General features: G+C 35.9%; 11 protein-coding genes. 8 read left to right on the forward strand and 3 right to left on the reverse strand.

The window, feature by feature from the left end; genetic code table 11:
* The 6 genes from JJL45_RS12175 to JJL45_RS12200 all read left to right on the forward strand — a co-directional run bounded on the left by JJL45_RS12175 (position 1) and on the right by JJL45_RS12200 (position 9,694).
* A complete protein-coding gene (locus JJL45_RS12175) occupies positions 1-1,686 on the forward strand; it encodes a sulfatase (protein ID WP_242521386.1) in 1,686 nt (561 codons plus the stop codon).
* Entirely contained in the window at positions 1,676-3,247 is a 1,572-nt protein-coding gene (locus JJL45_RS12180; RefSeq protein ID WP_082935869.1) for a sulfatase, read from the forward strand. Before JJL45_RS12175 ends, JJL45_RS12180 begins: the two co-directional genes overlap by 11 nt.
* 47 nt (positions 3,248-3,294) lie before the next feature.
* On the forward strand, positions 3,295-4,746 hold the full coding sequence (locus JJL45_RS12185; protein ID WP_068602421.1) for a sulfatase: 1,452 nt from the start codon (positions 3,295-3,297) through the stop codon (positions 4,744-4,746).
* Between the two features lie 98 nt (positions 4,747-4,844).
* On the forward strand, positions 4,845-6,269 hold the full coding sequence (locus JJL45_RS12190; RefSeq protein ID WP_082935868.1) for a sulfatase: 1,425 nt from the start codon (positions 4,845-4,847) through the stop codon (positions 6,267-6,269).
* Between the two features lie 6 nt (positions 6,270-6,275).
* The gene (locus JJL45_RS12195) at positions 6,276-8,021 is read left to right on the forward strand and encodes an endo-1,4-beta-xylanase (protein WP_068602418.1); all 1,746 of its coding nucleotides are present in this window, start codon (positions 6,276-6,278) and stop codon (positions 8,019-8,021) included.
* Positions 8,021-9,694 carry a sulfatase gene (locus tag JJL45_RS12200; RefSeq protein WP_068602416.1) on the forward strand — a complete coding sequence of 558 codons (1,674 nt, stop codon included), beginning with the start codon at positions 8,021-8,023 and terminating at the stop codon, positions 9,692-9,694. Before JJL45_RS12195 ends, JJL45_RS12200 begins: the two co-directional genes overlap by 1 nt.
* 156 nt (positions 9,695-9,850) lie before the next feature.
* Here the strand turns inward: JJL45_RS12200 and JJL45_RS12205 are convergent, their stop codons facing one another.
* The 3 genes from JJL45_RS12205 to JJL45_RS12215 form a co-directional block, all read right to left on the reverse strand.
* The gene (locus JJL45_RS12205) at positions 9,851-10,282 is read right to left on the reverse strand and encodes a type II toxin-antitoxin system VapC family toxin (protein WP_068602414.1); all 432 of its coding nucleotides are present in this window, start codon (positions 10,280-10,282) and stop codon (positions 9,851-9,853) included.
* Entirely contained in the window at positions 10,272-10,526 is a 255-nt protein-coding gene (locus JJL45_RS12210) for a DUF6364 family protein (RefSeq protein WP_068602412.1), read from the reverse strand. Before JJL45_RS12210 ends, JJL45_RS12205 begins: the two co-directional genes overlap by 11 nt.
* A gap of 111 nt (positions 10,527-10,637) precedes the next feature.
* Entirely contained in the window at positions 10,638-14,075 is a 3,438-nt protein-coding gene (locus JJL45_RS12215; RefSeq protein ID WP_082935867.1) for a T9SS type A sorting domain-containing protein, read from the reverse strand.
* Between the two features lie 186 nt (positions 14,076-14,261).
* Here JJL45_RS12215 and JJL45_RS12220 point away from each other — a divergent pair, with 186 nt between their 5' ends.
* Both JJL45_RS12220 and JJL45_RS12225 read left to right on the forward strand, forming a co-directional pair.
* The gene (locus tag JJL45_RS12220) at positions 14,262-15,737 is read left to right on the forward strand and encodes a sulfatase (protein ID WP_068602409.1); all 1,476 of its coding nucleotides are present in this window, start codon (positions 14,262-14,264) and stop codon (positions 15,735-15,737) included.
* A 52-nt stretch (positions 15,738-15,789) separates the two neighbouring features.
* The gene (locus JJL45_RS12225) at positions 15,790-17,382 is read left to right on the forward strand and encodes a sulfatase-like hydrolase/transferase (RefSeq protein ID WP_202664151.1); all 1,593 of its coding nucleotides are present in this window, start codon (positions 15,790-15,792) and stop codon (positions 17,380-17,382) included.
* Positions 17,383-17,384: the final 2 nt, after the last annotated feature.

The raw sequence follows: 17,384 nt of genomic DNA on the forward strand, positions 1-17,384 counted from the left end.
ATGAAAAGACACACACATAAACTTAAGTACTTCATGCTAACCACAGCATCACTGGCTATGGTAGTTATGACAATTGCTTGTGGTCAAACAAAAAAGTCTACAAAAATTGCTAAAGCAGATCACCAAGAGGACACCCAAAAGCCTAATATTATTTATATCATGGCTGATGATTTAACAACCCAAGCGATTAGTGCTTACGGTGGCATTTATAAAGATCTTGCACCAACGCCAAACATCGATAAAATTGCTGACGAAGGCATGTTATTTCAAGATGTGTTGTGTACAAACGCCATTTGTGGACCAAGTCGTGCCGCTATTCTTACGGGCGATTACAGTAATAAAAATGGCTTTTTCAAAAATGAAAGCGGAGGGAAATTTGATGAAACAAAATGGACATTCCCTCAAGAGTTTCAAAAAAACGGTTACCAAACGTCACTTTTTGGTAAATGGCATTTAGGCTCAGAACCAAAAGGATTCGATGAATTTAAATATCATAATTCCGCAGGACAACAAGGTCATTATTGGGATCCTGTGTATAACGAAAACGGTAAGGATGTTAAAGAAAAAGGATATTCTACTAATTTAAGCACCGAATTTGCTTTAGAGTGGTTAGAAACAGGAAGAAAGCAAAACGATCCGTTTTTAATGGTGTTACAATACAAAGCACCACACCGTCCTTGGCAACCAGATACCAAATATGAAAAATTATGGGATGATGTCGAATTTCCTTATCCTGCAACTTTTAACGACGATTATAAAGGTCGTGAGTTAACGGCTGGAGATACCGAAATGACCATGGATTACTTTTCGCGTCGTGATATGAAATTTGAAGAACCTGCGAATTTAAAAGGTAAAGAAAAAATTCAATGGGCGTTTTATGGAGCCAAACCAGGAGAAATTGTTCAACCAGATGGCATGAGCGCCGAAGAAGGTAAAAAATGGCGTTACCAAACCTATATTAAAGATTATTTAGCTTGTGTAAAATCTGTAGATGATAACATTGGTCGTATTTTAGAGTATTTAGATAAAAACGGATTAACAGATAACACGATTATTGTTTTAACTTCCGATCAAGGCTTTTACCTTGGCGATCATGGTTTTTTCGACAAACGTTTTATTTACGAAGAATCCTTACGTATGCCATTTATGGTACGCTACCCAAAAGCTGTTAAAGCGGGAACTGTAAACGAAGATATTATTACTAATATCGACTTTGTGCCTACCCTTTTAGATATGGCTAATATTAAAACCGACCATAAAATGCAGGGTGAAAGTTTTAAATCTATTTTACACGGAAAAACGCCTAAGGATTGGCAAAAAGGAATGTATTACCATTATTATGAGTTTCCTTACTGGCACCATGTGCAACCACACTATGGCATAAGAACTAAAAAATACACTTTAGCGCATTTTTACTATAATATCGATGTTTGGGAACTTTACGATTTAGAAAAAGATCCTGAACAAATGCACAACATCATCAACGATCCGCAGTACAACAATGTGATTAAAGATTTAAAGGCACAGTTGAAAGATTTAATGATTAAATACGAAAACAATAAATCGCTTGCAGATTTTAGAGTGATTACTGATGCCGATTTTGGTTCGATTGTAGATCATGAAGATGATGAAACTTCGGTTCAAGATATCTTAACGAATAGAACTGGTAAAAAAAATGAAAAATAATAAGCTTATTTACATTATGTTACTGTGTTTTGCTACAATTTCGTGCAAAACTCAGCAGCCTTCAAAAGTAGTTTCAAAAACGTCTACCGCTAAAAAGAACATTCTTTTTATTGCGGTGGATGATTTAAAACCATTATTATCCAATTATGGTGAATCGCAAATGATTACGCCTAATTTTGATCGCTTGGCTCAAATGGGTATGACCTTTACCAATGCGCATGTACAATATGCTGTTTGTGGGCCTTCACGTGCTAGTGTGATGACGGGCGCAAATCCTGATAAAACGAAAGTTTGGGATTTACATACCAACTTTAGAGAATCTGCTCCAGAATTAATTTCAATGCCAGAGTATTTAATTTCTCAAGGTTATGAAACCACAGCGGTAGGAAAAATTTACCATAAAGGTTCTACCTCTGGAGGACACGATGCTAAAAGCTGGACTATGCCACACCAGTTACCAGATAATTTTGATCCTGCTGCTGGTAAAGCTGCCTTTTCTTATTATCAAAACCCTGAAACCAAACGGGAGTTTGAACGTTTAGAAAAAGAAGCTAGAGCGAAAGGCATCACAAAAAACGGAAAAATTAGAAGCTATGTGTTTAAGAAATTAAAACCTTCAACCGAATGCATCGATGTGAGCGACACCGCGTATCAAGATGGGCTATACACACAAACTGCTTTAAAACAATTAGGTGACCTAGAAAAATCGGGTAAACCTTGGTTTTTAGGTGTTGGTTATCAAAAACCACATTTACCTTTTGTAGCCCCTAAAAAGTATTGGGATTTATACGATAGAGATAAAATTGAGTTGGCTAAATTTCAACAATTGGCTGAAGGCACACCAAAGTTCGCCTACCATAATTATGGTGAGTTAAGAGCTTTTAGTGATGTTGATGACAACTACAATATTGGCGATATTATTGACGAAAACAAGCAACGTGAATTAATTCATGGTTATATGGCTTGTACCTCTTATATCGATGCACAATTAGGCTTGCTTTTAGACGAATTGGAACGTCGCAATATATTAGACAATACCATTATTGTACTTTGGGGCGACCATGGTTGGCATTTAGGCGATCATACCGAATGGTGTAAACATTCAAATTTTGAGCAAGCCACACGCATTCCGTTTATGTTTGCAGGACCAGGCATTGCTAAAAACAAGAAGGAGCATCACCCTGTTAATTTAGTTGATTTATTTCCAACTGTTTTCGAATTATCAAACGTACCACAAAGCACTCAAACCGACGGAAAATCTTTAGTGCCTTTGTTAGATGATGATGCTTCAACAACCATAGAAATGGATTATGCTTACCACCAATATGCGCGTCAGAAACGTATGGGCTACTCCGTAAGAACAGAACGTTACCGTTATACCGAATGGCATGATAATAACTATAGAAGTTATAAACCTTATAAAGACAATGAAATAGTAGGACGCGAACTTTACGATTATGAAAAAGATCCGTTAGAAACTAAAAATTTAGTAAACGAACCGAGTTATAAGAGCACCGTAGCCGCTTTAAAAGCGAAGCTTAAAACACATTTAACTCAATAATTCATAATTTTAAAACGCATCATAGTCCTAGTTAATACAAATACCATATGAAAAAGTACAGCTTCATTTTTATGTTTTGTGTGTCGTTAATCAGCTTAGCACAAAACAAACCAAATATCTTAATCATCCATACCGACGATTTAGGATATCATGATTTAAGCTTCACAGGTTCTCAATTGTATAACACCCCTAGTATTGATAAACTAGCAAGCGAATCTGTTGCCTTTACAAATGCATACAGCAGTTATCCGCGTTGTACACCATCGCGATATGGTATGATGACAGGCACGTATCCGGTTAATGAAAACAAAGGATGGTTAGGGAATATTCCTGAAGATAAAAATTTAATAAAACAATTTGGTAATGCTGGATATCATTCAATTTACATTGGAAAATGGCATTTAGGTGAAGGCGATAGCACACCGAAAAAATTTGGTTTCGATGAAAGTTATGCCGCTGGACGATCGGGAGGTATTGGTTCAAGGTTCTACCCTTTTAACACCCAATTAAACGGTAAACCAGCTAAAGAACCTGTTGAAAACCTTGAAGAAGATGGAAAAGAAGGTGATTATGCTTCAGATTTGTTAACCAATAGACTGTTAGAGTTTATTACTAACAGACCAAAAGGCCAACCATTTTTAGCCGTATTGGCTTTTTATGCGGTACACACGCCTATTGAAGCTAAACCTGAAGATGAAGCTAGAAACAAAGAACAATTAAAGTCCATCGATTTTGGTGATACTCCAGAATATATTAAAGAAGGCGAAGGCCGAAGAAAAATGCGTCAAGACGATGCTGCTTATGCCGGTATGGTTGAAAATGTTGATGAAAATGTAGCCCGTATTTTAAAAACCTTAAAAGCTGCAGGCATCGATAAGAATACCATTATTGTGTTTTCATCAGATCACGGCGGATTATCAAACGACGGAAATAAAAACGAGCGTCATTTAGCAACCACCAACAATCCGTTAAAAGCAGGAAAAGGCCATTTATACGAAGGTGGTATTCGTGTACCACTTTTCATTAAATGGGACGGCAAACTAAAACCAAGAGTAGAAAACGAATCTATCGTGCTTGGTATGGACGTGTTCCCTACCCTACTCGATTTAGTTACAAACAACACCGTTTCTAGTATTGACGGTAAGAGTTATAAAAAGGTTTTAGAAGGTAAAGACAATTGGAAAGACCGAACTGTATATTGGATTTCACAAAAAGCAAGACCACATAGTACAGGCGATAGTAAAGCGGCTGTTGTTCGTTCTGGCGATTTTAAATTGATTCAGTTTTTAGACACTAATAAAGTTGAGCTTTTTAATCTTAAAAAAGATATTAGCGAGGCGCACGACCTTTCAGCTTCAAATCCTGAAAAAACAAAAGAACTCTTAGGGCTTTTAGAGTCCTGGAAAAAAGCTTATTTAATTCCTGAAAAAACTAAAATTTTAAAACCCAAGGGAAAAGGAAAAAAGAACAAAAATAAAAACAAGAAGAATAAGAACTAAAACACGATAAAAACCTATTGGCGTATCATCTAAACAAGATTTATACGCCAATTTACTTTAACGCCATTCGGAACCAACTAATCAAAACCTCTCAATTGATGAAAAACAACTCACGCTACTACTTTCTTTTATTTGTATTGATGTTCACTTTTGGTTGTAAATCAAAAGTAGCTAACACCACAAAAAAAAGTGCTTCAACCGAAAAGCCAAACATACTCATTATTCATGTCGACGATTTAGGTTATCATGATTTAAGTGTAAACGGATCAAAAATATATCAAACACCAAATATTGATGCCTTATCAAAACAATCTGTTGTATTTGATAATGCCTATGCCAATTATCCGCGTTGCGTACCCTCTCGTTTTGCGATGATGACTGGCAACTACCCCGTTCAAAATGGCGATGTTCCAGATGATGGGTTTGAAATGAACAACGTAAAAGACAATAAAAACTTCGTAAAAAACATTAAAGCGGCTGGCTACCAAACTGCTTATTTTGGAAAATGGCATTTGGGTAGCGAAGAAAGCTTAAAAGACTTTGGTTACGACTTTAGTTTTGCTGCTGGTCACGCTGGATCGCCAATTAGTTTTCTATATCCTTTTAATGAGAAAAAAGGAAAGGGAGCTAATAAAAAATCACCTATTCCAGATGTTGATGCCGTAAGTAAAGCAGGTGATTATTTAATGGATGTAATGACCGATAATGTTGCGAAATACATTAGCAATGCCGATAAAAGCAAACCATTTATGGCCATTTTTTCATTCTACGCGGTGCACCAACCTTTAGAGGCTAAGGAGAAAGATATTAAACGTAACCGAGAAGAAATTAAAAATTTCGACTACGGAAATCTACCTGAATACATTAATGAAGGCACAGGACGAACAAAAATGCGTCAAGACAACCCCACTTATGCTGCAATGGTTGAAACCATGGATGAAAACGTTGGGAAATTATTACAACTTTTAAAAGATTTAAAAATAGACGATAACACCATTGTTATTCTGTCTTCAGATCATGGCGGATTATCCAACGATGGCACCAATAAAAGACATTTAGCCACCAGTAATTATCCGCTTCGTGCCGGAAAAGGTTGGTTATACGATGGCGGTATTAAAGTGCCCTTAATGGTGAAATGGAACGGGAAATTTCAACCAAAAACAGACAAAAAATCCATTGTGATGCTTATGGATGTATTCCCTACGGTATTAGACATTGCAGCAAATAAAAACTTAGACACAAACGGTAAAAGCTTATTACCATTACTTCAAAACAAAGAATCCTGGGATGACAGAATGGTATTTTGGCACTCATCAAAAGCACGTCCTGTAAATACAGGCGACACCAAATCTTCAGCCATTAGAAAAGGGGAGTATAAGTTAATTAATTGGTATGAAGAAGGTCGCACCGAATTATACAATATTGCTTTAGATCCTTCTGAAACACAAGACCTTTCAGAAAAAATGCCTGAAACCACAACACGTTTGTTAACGAAACTTAACGATTGGAAGTCTAAATTCTAAAACATTATGAAACAACTATTTTATATCATTCCATTTTTATTTTTCAATAGTATTTTAGCTCAAAATAATCCTAAAGGACAAGATTTAATTATAGCCGAACGCTTAAAATTTATTTCAGCAAATCCAGACTATGGTAAAGTTGAAAAAATGAACGTTGGAACCGATAGCTTAGAGCTTCTTTTTAAAACCGAAAAAGAACCCAAGTTTATACACAATTTATCATCCAACTTTCACATAACAAAAAGTGATTATAAAAAAGGGCGTGTTTTTCTTTTATCTTTTCAAGCGAAAACGGTGACCTCAAGTTTAGAAACTGGTGAAGCCAAAGCCCTATTTATCTTCAAACAACTCGATAATTATCAAGGTAATATTGCTTCTACACAAACGTTTTCTAGCAATTGGCAAACCTACTACATCCCTTTTGAAACGAACCGATACGTTAAGAAAGAAGATTTAGGCATTGTGATGCAATTCGGATTTAGAGAACAATCTTTTCTTCTTAAGAATTTGAAATTTGAAAGTTTCCCAGAAGGTACCGCTTTTGATGATTTACCAAAAACAGAAATCACTTATGCAGGCATGGAAGCCGATGCCCAATGGCGTACAGAAGCCAACAAACGTATTGAAGCCATTAGAACAGGTCAATTTCAATTACACTTAACAAAAAACGGAACGGTAGTACCGAATAAAAAGGTACACATCAAATTAATAAAACACAGTTTTCCTTTTGGTGCAGCACTTAATGCCAAAGATGTTGTTGAAGACAATTCAAAATATAAAAGCTTTAAAAAAGCCTTCAATCTTGCGGTTTTTGAAAACGATTTAAAAATTAAAAGTTGGGAAAAACCAAAATCTAGACAAGCAACTTTAGATGCGATTACGCATTTAAGAAGCGACGCTATTCATGTTAAAGGTCATGTTTTAATTTGGCCAGGCTTTCGTTATTTAACGCCTAAAATTAAGGAAAACAAAGACGACCCTGAAAAAGTAAAAAGCTTAATGCACGAACATGTAACCAATGTATTAACCCTTACAAAAGGGCAAATTTCTAACTGGGATGTGGTTAACGAAGCTTACACCAACAAAGATTTACAAACCATAACCGGCTCGGAAGATATTTTATACGAAGGTTTTAAAAGCGCAAAAGCTTTACAACCTCAAGCCCGACGTTTTACTAACGAATACGGCATTATTAGTAAAGGTGGTTTAGATACCCAAAAGCAACAATGGTATTACGATTTTATAAAACGTATAGACGAAAATACCAACGGTTTAGTACAGGGCATTGGTATACAAAGTCATATTGGTAGCGACCTCACACCACCAGAACGCGTTTTAGAAATTTTAGCCTTTTATGCGACGCTAGGAAAACAAATTAGTATTTCAGAGTTTACTATGGACATTCAAGAGCCTAAAATTAGAGAACAATACACCCGTGATTTTATGATTGCTGCCTTTTCGCACCCGAACGTCTCTGAATTTTTGTTTTGGGGCTATACCGAAAACGCCAAGAAAAAAGTAGATATCTTTAAAGAAAACGGCGACATTGGTGCTATGGGTAAAGCCTATTTCTCTTTAGTTGATGGCGCCTGGAAAACCGACTTAAATGCGGTAACCGATACCACTGGAAACTTAAAAGCAAAAGGTTTTTATGGCGAATATGAATATGCTTTTGTTGAAAATGGTAAAGTGGTAACCGGAACATTTTTAGTGCAACCAAGACATCAAAACTTTATAAAAATTGAACTGTAATGAAACCTATTTTATTTTCACTTTTAGTTATTTTAAATCTATCCTGTAAAGTAGAACAGGACAAAAAAGCCCCTGAAATTGCTAAACAACAACCTAATATCCTTTGGATTGTTTGTGAAGACATTAGCCCTACCCTTTCTTTCTATGGCGATAACACGGCTAAAACACATCATTTAGACGCTTTATCTAAAGAAAGTTTAATTTACGATAACGCTTATGCTGTTGTTGGTGTTTGTGCACCAAGCCGATCTGCCATTGTAACAGGTATGTATCCTACAACTTTAGGTACCATGCACATGCGCACAGGAAAAGATATTCAATCTTGGGGAAATAGAAATTATAAAAAGGAAACTAATGTTGTCGATTTAGAAGGCAACCCCGTTATTGAATATGCCGCAGTGATCCCAGAATACGTTAAATGTTTCCCAGAATATTTACGCGAAGTGGGATATTTTACGAGCAATCATCAAAAAACAGATTATCAATTTGCAGCGCCTGTAACGGTTTGGAATCAAAATAACGCACAAGCACATTGGAGAAATCGTGCCAAAGGCCAACCCTTTTTCTCAGTGTTTAATTTTGATATAACCCACGAAAGTAAAATCTGGAAGAACAGCAAATTACCCATGACGGTTAATCCAGACAGCGTACCTCTACCCCCTTATTACCAAGATACCAAAACTTCTAGAACCGATGTGGCTCGTAATTATAGCAATATTGAACTGCTAGACCAACAAGTGGGGAAATTAATTGCTCAGCTTAAAAAAGACGGACTTTACGATAACACCATCATATTTTTCTACAGCGATCATGGAGGACCATTACCAAGACAAAAACGCGATATTCACAAAAGTGGATTACACGTACCTTTTATGGTGAAGGATTTAAAAGGCACTAAAGGCCGTACCGATCGTTTGGTTTCCTTTGTAGATTTAGCGCCTACTATTTTAAGTTTGGCTGGTGCCGAAATTCCAGATTACCTCCAAGGCAAAGCTTTTATGGGTGAAAAGGATAGCCAACCGCGTGATTATGTTTTTGGAACCTCCGATCGTTTTGATGAAATAACCGATCGTTCGCGTGCGGTTTACGACAAACAATACCTTTATGTGATTAATGATTTTCCTGAAAAATTGTGGTATAAAGATATTTCATACCGCTTGCAAGTCCCTATGATGAAAGAAATGATTCAGCTTCGTGATGAAAACAAATTAAACGCTGTACAAAGCACTTGGTTTCAACCGAAACAAGATGAAGAATTATTCGATATAAAAAACGACCCAAACAGGTTACATAATTTAGCCAATAACCCAAAATTTGCTGATGTTAAAAAACGCATGCGAACGGCTTTACTAAAGTTTCGTGACTCCCATACCGATTTAGGCATGTTGCCTGAAAGCCAATTAATAAAAAACATGTGGCCTAATTTTGAGCAGCCTGTAACAGCTTCAGTAGAAGTAAAAAATAATAAGGGTGTAGTTTCCTTGAATTCTAAAACCAAAGGCGCTTCAATAGCCTATATTATTTCAGATACATCTGAAGAAAAACTCGATTTTAATAGTCCATGGCAAGTGTATTCAAAACCAATCAATGTAAAACAAGGGCAATACATTTACACCATGGCACAACGTATTGGTTATAAAGAAACTGAAATTTCAAAAACCAAAATAGAGTAACCTTTTAATAAAGTCGGAGTTTACCGTTACCTAAAACGGTCTCGGCTATGAGTAGTTTCGTGGGTTTAGCGGTTGATTTAACAAATACACATCAGACTAAAAATCCGCGAAGATTTTCAGAAGTAGGCTAGAACAAGCAATTACTTAAAGCCAATATTAGCTCTCATTTTTTTCTTTCATTTTTAGAAAATTCAGCGGTGTCATAACGGCAATCGAAGAATTTCTGTAATCTTTTACATTTCGCGTAATAATTGCGTCCAAATCTTTAATTGTTAAAGCAGAAGAATATTGAACGGAATCCTCATAATCAGTAAAATTATTTTTCAATGCTTGAATAATTTCCTTTTTTGTTGTTCCAATAATTTCCGTCATTTCGGTTAGCAACTCAACGACTTCAAGTGTTTTTTTATGTCCTAAAAATCTTCTTGTTATATAATAAATGTTATTAATGCTTAAAGCTGACAAGTACAATTTTATATTTCCTTGTTCGTTAAGTTCAAAGAGTTCACTTGCAGGGTTTACGTGAGGCGCTCTATCGGTAAAAAAGTCAATGACTACATCCGAGTCAACAAAAAGCTTATACTCCATACTTTTTTGAAAGTTCTTCAGTTAATATTTTTTTGTAGTCAAGGTCATTTTCAGATTTTATAATTCCTCTAAGTTTTCTAACTTTAGGTGAAAGTTGTTTTTCTTTAAGGTTAATCCTTTTTACCGTAACAAATTTGAAATAGTTTTCTACCATTTCAGAAAGACTTAATCCTTTCTCTTTTGCATATTCTTTGGCGATTTTGATGACTTCTTTTTCTATTGTCAAAGTTAATTTCGTATTCATACTATTTGCTTTTTAACAAAAATACGTGTTTGTTTTTACTTTTGCAACACGTGTTTGTTTAAAATGAGAGCTAACAACCATGTAAACTGCGACTAATATTTGTTATAAGTTTTACTCTTTAACGATTTTAAGTAAAGCGTTTAAATTGTTATCGCCAGTAATCTTCACAAAATACAAGCCCACTGGCCCATTGAATTGCAGTTGGGTATGGGTTAAATTATCAAAGTGATTTAACAACACGGTTTGTCCCAATAAATTATAAATACTAATATTTACATTATTGTAATTCTTATTTAGCTTTATATTTAAAAACCCTTCCGTAGGGTTTGGATATACTTTAATTAAGTTTTCGGCAATAGGATCATTACTTAAAGTTCCTGTATAGGTACGTCCAACCACTTCAATTTCTGCGAATTTAAGTTTGATATTGCTTGGGTGCGACGACTGAATTCGCATATACCGTCCAATAGCATTCAAATTATTTTGAGAAAACTTACGGGTTGGTGTCGCATTTTTATCGTACTGATAATCGGCTTCCGACTTAGAGCCTGCATAAGTTGTGTTTGTAAATGGTGTATCTGAAATAAATACAGAGAAGTTTTTAAAATGATTAGAAACGGTTTCAATATCGGAACCATTAAGTTCTACGGTGTTCCAAATATCGAAATAACTAATCTGCTTAATTTCTCCGAAATCTAAATCGTAGTAAGGTTCACTTTCTTCTTTAGTTTGAGAAAAACTCCCCACTGGCACTAAACCTCTTTGGTAATATTGCGCATTTATGCGTCCGTTATTATTTCCATCTACAGCCTTTTCTGCTTCTAATGTAATGGTAGCTGTTGGGTGTGTGCCATCGGTATAACTTAAATTACTTTGTGTAGAACTTTGGGAAACAGTTGCCAAACGACTAATCATTTGATCTTTTGGTTCTAGAGCTGCCGCAGTTTCTACTTTAGCGTTTGCAAAGACGCCAGATGTTGGCGCGTTTTTAATTTTCACGCGAACTGGAAATTCTGTATACTTAAAAGTGCGTCGGTTGGGTAAACTTTCTTTAAGTATAAAATACAGTTGGTTATTATCGTTTTCATCTTTATAAACACCGTTTGCAGCCAGATATTCTTCAAATTTAGCATGAGAAGCAAATTGATAGATACGTTTAGGGTACCCATAGCGTAAAGTCCCTTGAGCCCAAGCTTGTTGAATCCCCATATCATAACTTCCAAAATCATCGGTAATAACACCATCAACTTCAAAACGCAAGGCATTCTCTCCTGTTTCAGCATAATCAACTTCTAAGGTAGAATCGTCAATAACGGTGAATGTTGTTGGTCTAGAAACAATATCAGTAGCACTTAAATGAATGGCATTATCGGTATGCTCTGTATAATTAAATGTACCATTGACACTCGGATTATCAACTTCCAAATCGTAAAGTTCATCAACACTAATCGTTTCTAAATTCACAAAAACCCAGGGTGTAAATCCGTTATTTCTTGTTTTAGGTCCCTGAGAATTGCTCAATACCGTTTTAGATACTTTAATACCATGTTTTAAATCCACCATTTTTATGTTTTCAAAAGTTTGGTTGTGTGAGTGTTTCCACATATCGACACCTAAAGTTTTACTAGAATTATCGCCAGAAATAAAAACATTTTTAAAGCTATAATCGGCTTGATAGGTAATAGATAGACCCGTTTTTATTCCCCAGGCTACAAAACCATCAAAAACAGAGCGCGACTCATGGTTAACCCCCATATCGCGTTCAATAGAACGTAACCCCATATTAGAATCTATCACCAAGGTATTTTCCATAATTAATGCGGCTTCAACAGGCATAACCCCATCGCCTTCCTTACTATAACCGTTTATGCTTAGCGGAAAATTATCAACCTCATGCCCCACTCGAGTAGTAGCCAATGCTTGTGCATCTAGGCGGTCTAGGTTATTAATGGAGTTATTCATATTAATAACCCCTACGCCCTGTTTTACATTGGCAATCACGTTATTTCTGCATAGTACAGCACGACCTTTCATGGCTAAACCTTGCCCTGAAAACAAATAATCATCATGATATAATGACGCTGTATAAGGGTCTGTTTTATGGCCTTCGGCAACATTTACTACCAAATTATTATCCCAAGTTCCGGTTTCGCTTCCAGTTTCTGAAACAATACCTGCGCCTATAATTTTATAAACGACGTTTTTAGAAACGTCGGCATGAGAATCGTGATGCGTAATACCCCAACCCGGATTATCCCAAACCACATTTCCTATAACCTCTGCCATGCTTGCGTTATACGCAGCGCCTAATTTATGTAAATGAATAGAATAGCGTCCTCTAGGATTTGTAACTTCATTGATTGGTACGGGGCGCATTTCAGCACATTCTTGACCTAATGCCGATATTTTTGAAACAAAAACTTTAGGATCAAGCCAATTGTTCCAGATAAAATCATCTAATAATTTTGATTTATCTGTACGTCCTAATCTTAAAAATTGGGCGTTTTTAATTTGTACATTATCAGCGTTATGCATGGCCATAATATGACCACGTTGCGATACCACTTGAGTTGAAGGCGATTTAAATACAATATTACGTGTTAGGTTCCCCACATAACAATGCAATTGATCGGCCGATCGACCTTGATGGTTTTTAGAGAGATTTGAAGTTAATGAAATGGTTGTCCCTGAAATATTCTGAATTTTCACTTGATCCTCACCATTGTTTGAAGCTATAGCATTCCCTCCACTGGTAATAATAATATCATCGTTAATTTTCCAACCTGTAGGTATTTCAGAAAGCTCAATACTGCTTTGTCCAGAAGTAGCATCGGTTGCTAGTTTAGCCATATTCAGTTTTTCTTGTCCGATAATTTCTAATTGCCCCATAGTTACCAATCCCAAACTTAATTGCGTAGGGTCCCAACTGTAACGGCCTAAAACGCCCGCGCCATCGTTAATAACAGTACCTGCAGATTCAATAATTTGAAAATCTCCATTATTAGCTTGTTCTATAGTATTGTATCTGTCATCACCTTGTCCCGATCTGTTTTTAAAAGTAACGACATCATTATCTTTAAAATGATTTTTTGCCGATGCAGACCAATTATTCGTTCCCGATTTATAAGCTTCGATATCGAAAGGGGCAATTTCAACTATAATTTTTCCGTCTGAAGCCTTATTTGCCAAGAATGTAACATAAGACGAATGCATAGAAAAGAAAGTATCAAATTTCAACCTTGTAGTTTGATTGGCATTGGTTTGTTTGCAATTAAAAACCCCATCAACACGAATTGCAAAAATGTGGTCACCGGAAGAACCTTCATAATTAACCGTGATATTTTTAGGAATGTAAACGATCGCTCCTGTTGAAGGAATTGTTCCTGTATTCCAAGTATTGGTATCAAACCAAGAGCCAGTTTGTTTCGCGGTATGCGTAGCGAGATTAGATGGAATTACATTCATCATATCCATTTGCGCATTAACCTGTGTAACAAATAGAATACACAATGTAAAAAACAAAAAATGTTTGTAGTAAAAATGTTTCATAAGTATAGTTTAGTTATGCTGGTAAAATTATCTTTAAAACAAACAAAGGAGGTTTGCTTTTTAACCTAAAAGGTTTCATTTAAGTCTATTTCGCTATTTTTTTGACAATTATTGGTGCATTATTGTTTAATCTCAAACCTTTGTTTTAGTCTATAGTTCTAATTTTATAATTCCAAATAAGAGCCTATGGTCTTTAGATTCATTTTAAAATTAATTTGTGTTCTGAGCTTCACATGTCTAATAACATGTAAAAATCAAAACTCAATAAACACCGTTCAAAAACCCAACATACTTTTGCTTTACATGGACGATCTGCGTCCGGAATTAGGTAGTTATGGTCTTGTACAAATAAAATCACCAAATATCGATGCCTTAGCTTCAAAAGGCGTTCAATTTAATAACGCTTATTGCAATGTTCCTGTTTGTGGTGCTTCAAGAGCAAGTATGCTTACGGGCATGTTGCCAACTAAAAACAGATTTTTAAACTACAATACTTTTGTAGAGCAGGAAACGCCAAATGCAGTGACACTTCCGCAGTTATTTAAAATTAATGGTTACAAAACCATTTCTAACGGAAAAATCTATCACCATTTAGATGATAGAGAATCCGATTGGGACGAACTTTGGCGCCCTTATGCTTTTGATGAAAATGATAAAAACTTAGCGCCAATCGATTATTGGCAATCCCTTTGGAAAGATTACCAAAATCCAGAAAATATGATGGAATACAAAGCCACAAATACAGGTCCTGCTTTTGAAAGTGCCAACGTAGCAGACTCGATTTATATTGATGGTTTGGTCACTCAAAAAGTGATTCGTGATTTAAAAAAGCTAAAAAACACGAACCAACCTTTCTTTTTAACCGCTGGATTTATTAGTCCGCATTTACCATTTAACGCGCCAAAAAAATACTGGGATTTATACGATAGAAACAGCATCAAACAACCCGAAAACTTCAATTATATTCCTAAAGATGCTCCAAAAATGAGCATTAGTACTTGGCCAGAAATGCGCGCCTATTCAAATATTCCTAAAAAAGGACAGGTTTCAGATTCGCTAGCCGTAACTTTAATTCACGGTTATTATGCCACGGTAAGTTATGTTGATGCGCTTATTGGAAGCATTTTAGATGAATTAAAAGCTCAAGATTTAGACAAAAATACCATTGTGGTTTTGGTTTCCGATCACGGTTATAATTTGCAAGAACACACGCAATGGGCAAAATTCACGAATTACAACACCTCCACGCAAGTGCCTTTAATTATTTATAATCCGTTACAACATAAAAAAGGACACACTAATGCGTTAGTGGAGTTGGTAGACATCTATCCTACTTTAGCTGAATTATGTGAATTAGAGCACCCTAAAAACCAATTGGACGGGACAAGCTTGGTTTCTGTTTTTAATGATTTGTCTTCGGAAGGTAAACCCCATGTTTTCATCAAAAAAGGAAATGGGTTTACTTTAAAAACGAAAGATTTTAGTTATACCGAATTTATAAAAGCAGAAGACAACGCAACCATAACATCGATGCTATACGACCATAGAACCGATAAATCTGAAAACGAAAATGTAGTCAATCATCCAGACTATAAAAACGTGGTTTCACAACTAAAAAATACCCTTCATACGGCATATAAACAGCAAATTGAAGGCGAATAATACGAACTAAATAATGTATAAAATTGCTATTAAACCTAATACAATCTCAAAAATGAAAAAAATTGCCATCTTATTAACACTAGTATTGCTGGTTTTTAAAACCACAAACGCTCAAAACACAGACCCTAATAAACCTAATGTTTTATTAATTTGTGTAGACGATTTACGAAATAACTTAGGCGTATATGGCGATATCCAAGCCATTACACCAAATATTGATGCCTTGGCAGAACACGGCGTAACGTTTAGAAATCATCAAGTACAATATGCCGTTTGCGGTCCTTCTCGTGCAGCTTTAACAACCAGTTTAATGCCAGAAGAAACGGGTGTTATTGGTTTTAAACCCATCAGACAAAAACTGCCTAACGTGACTTTCTTACCTCAATATTTTAAAAATAACGGGTATATAACAGCTGCAGCAGGAAAAATTCACGATCCAAGAACTGTTGGTAATGGTAAAAATGGCGATGGCGACGACCCTGCTTCATGGAGCATTCCGTATTTAGCTCCAAGAGGCGGCCACAACCCTAAAGGTGTTGCTATAGATTTTCAAGATTTACCCGATGAAGATTATGTAGATGGTATTATTCGTGTAAAGGGCAACGCATTATTGGAAGAAGTTGCTAAAAAAGACCAACCTTTTTTTATGGCTATCGGGTTTAAAAAACCACACGAACCTTTTATCGCTCCAAAGAAATATTGGGATTTATACGCGAATACAAAATTTGAGGTTGCAGCCAATCAGAAAGCACCAATTGGTCGCGACGATTTAAAAACTTATGTGCCGCATGGTGAAGATGTGAAGCAAAATATAGATCCAGAAACAGGACGTATTAATGATGCCTTTCAATTGGAACTTAAAAGAGGGTATTATGCCTGTACATCGTATGTAGATGCACAAATTGGATTGGTTGTAGAAAAACTGAAAGCATTAGGAGTAGCTAACAATACCATTATTGTAATTTGGGGCGATCATGGTTTATTTTTAGGTGAACATGGCCGCTGGAACAAACACTCGAATTTAGAAGTGGCTTCGTCTTCCCCGTTAATTATTATCGATCCTAGAAACCCAAAAGCAAAAGGTGAAACTTTTTCGGCAGTATCTACCACCGATATATACCCAACACTTTGCGAATTGGCAGGGTTAGCAATTCCAGAACAACCAAAAAATGCCAATAGTACAACAGGTAGACCTCTTAAAGGACGCAGCTTAGTACCTATTTTAAACGATACCAATGCCGAAGTTAAAATTGGAGCTGTTACCGTTTATAAAGGGCAGCGTGGTTTAGGTTACGGCTATCGTGTAAACGGAAAATACCGTTACATCGAATGGGTAAAAAAGGGAAAAGAAAATTTTTATGAGCTGTATGATTATGAAAGAGACCCCAACGAAACTAGAAATTTAGCGGTGGTTGAACATGAAATTTACGAGCCTTTACTACATAAATTCTCAAGAAATATTAGAAATGAAGGCGAAGGTGATGGATGTATGGCTTTGCTAAAAACGAAACCTTATGAAATGTCTTCAAAAAACAAAGGAAAAATTTTAGTTCGTGATGCCGATAACGATGGCATTCCAGACGACATGGAAGGCGCTAGTGACTCAGATAACGATGGTATTCCTAACTATTTAGATAAAAATTAAAA

This window comes from Tamlana sp. s12 (genome assembly GCF_016767215.1).
Taxonomy (GTDB): domain Bacteria; phylum Bacteroidota; class Bacteroidia; order Flavobacteriales; family Flavobacteriaceae; genus Pseudotamlana; species Pseudotamlana agarivorans.

Bases quoted from the DNA above. Each gene is read 5' to 3' on its own strand.
- JJL45_RS12175 (WP_242521386.1), top strand. From the start codon at position 1: ATGAAAAGACACACACATAAACTTAAGTACTTCATGCTAACCACAGCA.
- JJL45_RS12180 (WP_082935869.1), top strand. From the start codon at position 1,676: ATGAAAAATAATAAGCTTATTTACATTATGTTACTGTGTTTTGCTACA.
- JJL45_RS12185 (WP_068602421.1), top strand. From the start codon at position 3,295: ATGAAAAAGTACAGCTTCATTTTTATGTTTTGTGTGTCGTTAATCAGC.
- JJL45_RS12190 (WP_082935868.1), top strand. From the start codon at position 4,845: ATGAAAAACAACTCACGCTACTACTTTCTTTTATTTGTATTGATGTTC.
- JJL45_RS12195 (WP_068602418.1), top strand. From the start codon at position 6,276: ATGAAACAACTATTTTATATCATTCCATTTTTATTTTTCAATAGTATT.
- JJL45_RS12200 (WP_068602416.1), top strand. From the start codon at position 8,021: ATGAAACCTATTTTATTTTCACTTTTAGTTATTTTAAATCTATCCTGT.
- JJL45_RS12205 (WP_068602414.1), bottom strand. From the start codon at position 10,282: ATGGAGTATAAGCTTTTTGTTGACTCGGATGTAGTCATTGACTTTTTT.
- JJL45_RS12210 (WP_068602412.1), bottom strand. From the start codon at position 10,526: ATGAATACGAAATTAACTTTGACAATAGAAAAAGAAGTCATCAAAATC.
- JJL45_RS12215 (WP_082935867.1), bottom strand. From the start codon at position 14,075: ATGAAACATTTTTACTACAAACATTTTTTGTTTTTTACATTGTGTATT.
- JJL45_RS12220 (WP_068602409.1), top strand. From the start codon at position 14,262: ATGGTCTTTAGATTCATTTTAAAATTAATTTGTGTTCTGAGCTTCACA.
- JJL45_RS12225 (WP_202664151.1), top strand. From the start codon at position 15,790: ATGAAAAAAATTGCCATCTTATTAACACTAGTATTGCTGGTTTTTAAA.